Source organism: Oleiphilus sp. HI0123, assembly GCF_001635315.1.
Map to the genome: position 1 here is coordinate 1 of NZ_LWGE01001080.1, position 6,364 is coordinate 6,364.

Sequence of the window (6,364 nt, forward strand, 5' to 3'; positions counted from 1 at the left end):
GCTGCTGACCCACTAATCGTGCATCCTGATATTCGCCGTATGTTGATGACTATGCGTGCTTACAATGAGGGTGGTCGTGCCTTCTCTAGCTATGTTGCGACTTTCTTGGATACAGCGAAATACTCAGATGACGCTGATGAGAAGAAGCATGCATCAGCAATGGTTGCATTGATGACGCCTATTGCAAAAGCATATTTGACTGATCGTGCTTTAGATTGTTGTATTGCTGGCCAGCAAGTATTTGGTGGTCACGGTTTCATTCGTGAGTGGGGCCAGGAGCAGTTGGTTCGTGATACGCGTATTACGCAAATCTACGAAGGTACTAATGGTATCCAATCTTTGGATTTGATGGGCCGTAAGATTGTCGCCAATGGCGGTAAGTTCTACGAACTATTTGCTTCAGAAGTCGCTTCGTTTATTCAGGTAGAGGCTGATAATGCTGACTTGGCTGAATTCGTTAAGCCACTGTCTGCAGCGCTTGAGCGTTTAAGTGATGTAACAGAATATGTTATCAATAGCGTTAAGGATGATCCAAACGCAATTGGTGCTGCATCGGTTGAATACCTGGAATTGTTTGGCTTAACTGCTTACGCTTACATGTGGGCGAAGATGGTTAAAGCGGCAGCACCAAAAGTAGGCTCAGATGAATTTTATGCGTCTAAGGTCAAGACAGCTAAATTCTTCTATAGCCGTTTGTTGCCTAAGACTGTTTCTCTAGCCGAGCTTGTACGTTCTGGTAGTGAAGATATGATGGCTTTGGCTGCGGATCAGTTCTAAGACTGATTTACTCCAGGCATAAAAAAACCTGCTTTTTGCAGGTTTTTTTATGCCTGATTTTTATAGTAGCTAAGCTACTTGGAAATTATATTTCTATTTCCATTATTAATATCAACAGCGAAAATCGCTTTTTCTTCAGAATCGGTAACGAGAAGTGAGTTAGAGTCTGGGTTGAAGCTTAGGCCTGTTAGGTTTTTAAATAAAGGGCCAGAGCCGATCGCACGGTTAGATAAAACTTCCCGGTCACCACTGCTTAAATCAACTGATATTATCGCCTTGAGTTTCTGGTCAGCGATGTAGGCGGTATTCTGTGCAAGGTTCAAATCGATTGCTATTGGGTTGAGCAGGTTAAGCCCCGAGCCAACATCGATCGAAGATACGATTTCAGCGTTTTCTGACTCGGCGTTCCAACGGATGACGGCATTTAAGGCGCTATCGACTGCGTAGATTGATGTGTTTTGCTGGTCGTAAGTGATGTCGCTTGGCTTGGATAGTTTTGATGTTGAGTTTCGAGACAAGCGTTTGTTAGCCGCGATATCAGTTTCGTAGCTGTTTAGATTTACTGATTGAATTCTATCCAGGTAAATGTCACTCACAAGTAATTGGTTGCTCTCTGGCTTAAGTGCTAGCCCTGATGGAAGCTTAAGCTCTGTTGCGCCTAGTCTAGGGGAGGGGGTAATTAAGTTTCTGTCGCCACTAGCTAGGTCAATTTCCCAGATATTTTTTTGCTCGCGCATGCTAACCCATACACTTGATTGAGAGGCGTTAATCTCCAGGTCGACTGGGTTCAATATAGCGGGGCCTGAGCCTAGTTCGAGGTTCGAGTTCGACGCAGAGATAACTTTACGGCTACCTGTCTGTAAGTCGACTTCAAATAGCGCATTGTGATGCCCTTCGGTAATCAAAGCCATATTATTGCCAATGTGCTGAATCGATGTAGGTGCTTCAAGGTTTGGGCCACTACCGTAGCGGTTGCTAACAAAAAGTTCGCGCTGACCTGAAGAAAAGGCAACTGAGAATACGACCTTAAGCTCGGTGTCGTTTACAAGTAATCGTTCATTTTGCTGATCGACGACCAGCTGTTTAAACGTTTTGAACTCTTCACCCTTACCATCGTTTGCTTGGCTCAGTATCGTTCGGTCACCAGTCTCGACATCAATCTCGATAATTGATTTTGAGTCTTCATCAATTAGCCATAATTTGGTCTTTGTGGTGAGCTCCTGGTCTATATCAGTGACTTCAACAACCCCTGCAGCAATATCCGATATGTATGAGAAAGAGCCCGAGGCGCTACCTTGCTCACTTGAAGAAATGATTGAGCTTGTACCTGTTTCTATATCAATGGATAGAACCGTATTATTGCCATTGTCAGAACAGTAGAGCACACCATTGTGAAATACGATTGCAGTTGGTTTTAGTAATTCAAGGCCGGGATTAGCATTGTCTGAGAGGATGGGCCAGCGATTAGGACTTAACTGCTCGTCGATATCAAACACTTTAATGATTGCACCACTTTCTGAATTTTCATTCGCCATCAACAGGTAGAGGATGCCGCCGTCGCTATCGATGGATATATCAATAACATTGTTTAGGCCGTTGGCCAGAGTGGTTAAATTACCGCTGGGGTATTGGCGAGCGAGAATAGCTTGTGAAACTGGCTGCGTTTCCCTTACATCAAGAATAAGTTCTCGCTCTTGGTTTGTGTCAAAAACAGTTGTTTGAGGTTTGATTAGGCTTTCGCTGTCATTTGCAGCATACAAGGTTAGTCTTGGTGAGTTTATATCTGTAGCGTAAGTCTTAAGCTTATTTGCATCGCTTATTAATAATTTATTATCAGAGGTGATAGCCAGGTGGCTTGGTTCTTCAAAAATCTCATCGATTCTTGTAACCCTTAAGTCAAACTTATCTTCGCGTTTATTGCCTGCACCATCAATTGTATTGATGTTCAGTTCACCGATATCAGGTTCGGTTGGAAGATCTACACGCCAGTTTGCGTAATTATCATCACTCGTAACTGGTTCACCATTTACTGTGACGCTTTCGATACCACTATGCTCATCATAACTGGAGCCGCTAATTGTCACCACTGAGTTAGTCGTTGTTCTACTGTAGGTAGGTGATGTGAGCGTTGTTGTTGGCTCCGCTTTATCTCCACCGGAGTTACTACCTCCATCACAGCCAAACAAGGAGAGCGCCATTATCGGCAGGCTCACCTGTAGAGAGCGTTTAAAATTGATTCCATTAAGCAACTTGTTCATATCTATATTCTTTAGCCGGGATATCTGATTGGTTGGCACCAAGCTCGATTTTAGCGCTTGGTGCCTTTGCACAATAAACTTAGTACAGTGCTAACTATTGGATTATCGTTTCAAGAGCCCAGGTGTTTAGCGTTCCTGAGTTGGTGATCGTTGCTTTATCCTCTACTTTGAGTGTCCAGACACCTTGAGTAGACTCACCGTTAAATGCGCTTAAGGCGTTGTGAGGAATAACTGTGCCGCCGATACCGGGGGAAGAGTTACAAACGTTCTCTACAGCGGAGCTTCCCTGATCATCGAATGTTGCGTCGACATCATCGTTGGCGCAACCGAAATCGAACCAGCCGCCGGTTGTTCCAGGTCGGTCCATAATTACAACAGATGTGCCTGCAGGGCTTGTGAGCGTTAGGATCAGGTCTCCTGGTCGGCCATGCGATATATCAATCATAACATTAAGGTCAGCTAACTGACGGTCATCGGATATAGTCATACTGGTTGAGTTCGATGATGACCCCGCATCCAGTCCTGGGCTTGCACTAAATGTTTTAACAAGTGGAATGACTGTGACGGTGCGGGTTTGGGTTAATGCGCTATTCCCCGCCGCGTCAGTGACATTAAAGTGAACTTGATAACTGCCTGGTGTCGACATATCTAGCCCGCTTGTATCAATACTTACGTTCGATGATATGTCGCCATCGATGTTATCAGTTGCTGAAACCCCCAGGTCGCTATAAACATGTCCTTGAATAACTTCAACTGGATTGTCTCCTAGTACTGAAATACTAGGGGGGGTGGTATCGACTACATGTACTGTTCTCGTCACGGTTGTAGCATCGTTACCTTGAGCATCGGCGACATCATAGCTTAATGTGTAAGTGCCAGCGATATTCTCGTTTACATCTCCCGATACAAAGATACTAGAGGATATATCGCTACCGAAATCACTCGCGGTCGCGCCTGCATCAATGTAAGTCGTTCCTTGCTCATGATAGCTTGGGTCCGAGCCTAATAGGCTTATGACCGGTGCGGTAGTATCTTGAACGATAACTGTTCTTGTCACCGTTAGGGCAGCATTACCCGACAAGTCCGAGACATTATAAGTTACCTGATAGCTTCCTACGGCGTTCGTTGCGACGAATCCTGAAATGGCGATAGAAGCTGATAAATCACCATCAACGCCATCGACTGCAGTTGCGCCAGGCTCGAAATAGGTGCCACCCAGTTCAATTAAGATTGGGTTGTTTCCAAGTAAGGAGATAACCGGTGGAACGGTATCGCTACTAGTGTTATCGATTACATTGACTTGGCGGGTAGCATTACCAACATTACCCTCGCTGTCACTGACACTATAGCTAATGGTGTACGTTCCAGGTGTGTCCGTATCAACTGATCCGTTAATAGCAATGCTGCTTGTTAAGTCACCATCAACGTTATCGGTCGCAGTCGCTCCGGCCTCGTTGTAGCTGCCGCCGAGCGATATGTCCATTGGGTTGTCACCTAATAGGCTGATAAGTGGTGCGCTATTATCTTCAACGTTAACAACTCTAGTTACGGTAAGTGCAGCGTTACCAGCACTATCGCTGACGTCATAGGAAAGCGTATAGCTGCCCAAAGTTGTTGGGTCCACGCTACCGCTAGGGATAATGCTAGTGGAAATATTTCCATCGATATTATCACTTGCTGTTGCGCCCGGGTCGCTGAAGATGCTTCCCAATGCAATGCTCATAGGGTTTGAGCCCAGTAGTGAAATAACGGGGATCGTCGTATCTGAAACAAGGACTGTTCGAGTTACTTCTATAGCGGAATTACCTGTGTTATCGCTGACGTTATAACGAGTGATATAGGTTCCAGCAATAGAGGTATTGACAGCGTCACCGGAAATAATAATTGCAGAGCTTAAGTCTCCGTCGACACTATCGCTAGCAGTCGCGCCAAGTTCAGTAAAGCTGCCATTTAACTCAACATGAAGAGGGTTATCTCCGATCAGCGTGATAACAGGTGGTAAGGAGTCTGCAACATTGACAGTACGAGTTACCGGGGTTGCAGGGTTTCCTTGAGAGTCACTGACGTTGTAGGTTAGGGCATAGCTACCTGCGACGCTTGCGTTAACAAAGCCGGTAATAGAGATATTTGAAGAAACGTCTCCGTCGACAGCGTCGAAAGCACTTGCACCAGGGTCGTTGAATATCGTGCCTTGTTGGTGCTCGATGGTGTCACCACCGATTAATGTGATTGTTGGTCCTGAGCTGTCTGATACGTTTACAGTTCGGGAAACAGTGGCTGCAGCATTGCCAGCGGCGTCACTCACGTCATAGTTAAGTGTGTAGCTTCCAGGGGTACTGGTGTCAACGAAACCACTAGGGATTATATTGGATGAAATGTCGCCATCTATATTATCCGAAGCGCTTGCCCCCGCATCTGTATAAATACTGTCAATATCAACACTTACAAAACTATCTCCGATAAGTGTAATGACGGGGTCAGTAAAGTCATTCACGTTAACCGTACGTGTTTGTTGAGGTGCAGGATTTCCATTGGAGTCACTGACATCATAGGTAATGATATAAGTGCCAGCAACGCTAGAGTCGACCATTGTGCCGCCAACTATAATGCCTGCAGATAGGTCTCCGTCAAGTGCGTCATTCGCAGTCGCACCAGCATCGGTATAAGGGGTATTTAGCTCATGGTTAAGTGGGCTGCTACCTAACACGGTGATGCTAGGAGCGCCGGTATCCTGAACATTGACCGTTCGATTAACGGTGTTGGCAGGGTTACCCGATGAGTCGTTCACGTTGTAGCTCAGTACATAGCTACCAACAACTGCAGCATTGACCGTACCACTGACACCGATATTTGAAGATACATCTCCGTCGACATTATCTAGCGCTGTCGCACCCGGGTCGGTGAAGATTGTATTCACCTCATGATCGATCGGGTTGTTTCCGATCAGTGTAATAACAGGGCCGCTCGCATCAGCAACATTAACTGTTCGTGTGACGGGGATTGCATCGTTGCCAGCCGCATCACTTACGTTATACACAAGTGTATAGCTGCCAATTGTACCGGTATCAACAGCGCCACTCTGAATAATGCTTGCTGAAATATCGCCATCAATATTGTCCGACGCACTCGCACCCGCATCATTGTAGACACTACCTAGAGCGATATTAATGCTGCTGTCACCATTAAGTGTAATGACAGGGGCGGTAAAGTCGTTCACATTTACCGTGCGCGTTTGCTGTACGGCAGGGTTACCGTTGGAGTCACTGACATCATAGGTAATGACATAAGTACCAGCAACGCTAGAGTCGACCATTGTGCCGCCAACTATA

General features: G+C 45.8%; 3 protein-coding genes. 1 reads left to right on the forward strand and 2 read right to left on the reverse strand.

What is annotated here, in order from left to right; translation table 11 throughout:
* Window positions 1-777 (forward strand): acyl-CoA dehydrogenase C-terminal domain-containing protein (locus A3761_RS10470; protein WP_197473006.1); only part of this gene is annotated, 777 nt, incomplete at its 5' end.
* A gap of 74 nt (window positions 778-851) precedes the next feature.
* Here A3761_RS10470 and A3761_RS10475 read toward each other — a convergent pair.
* Both A3761_RS10475 and A3761_RS28540 read right to left on the reverse strand, forming a co-directional pair.
* A complete protein-coding gene (locus A3761_RS10475; RefSeq protein WP_068509793.1) occupies window positions 852-3,035 on the reverse strand; it encodes a hypothetical protein in 2,184 nt (727 codons plus the stop codon).
* 94 nt (window positions 3,036-3,129) lie between these two features.
* A partial coding sequence (locus tag A3761_RS28540) for an immunoglobulin-like domain-containing protein (RefSeq protein WP_231881206.1) occupies window positions 3,130-6,364 on the reverse strand: 3,235 nt, incomplete at its 5' end.

What these genes read in the sequence shown, in the direction of transcription:
- A3761_RS10475 (WP_068509793.1), bottom strand. Translation starts at nt 3,035, where the DNA reads ATGAACAAGTTGCTTAATGGAATCAATTTTAAACGCTCTCTACAGGTG.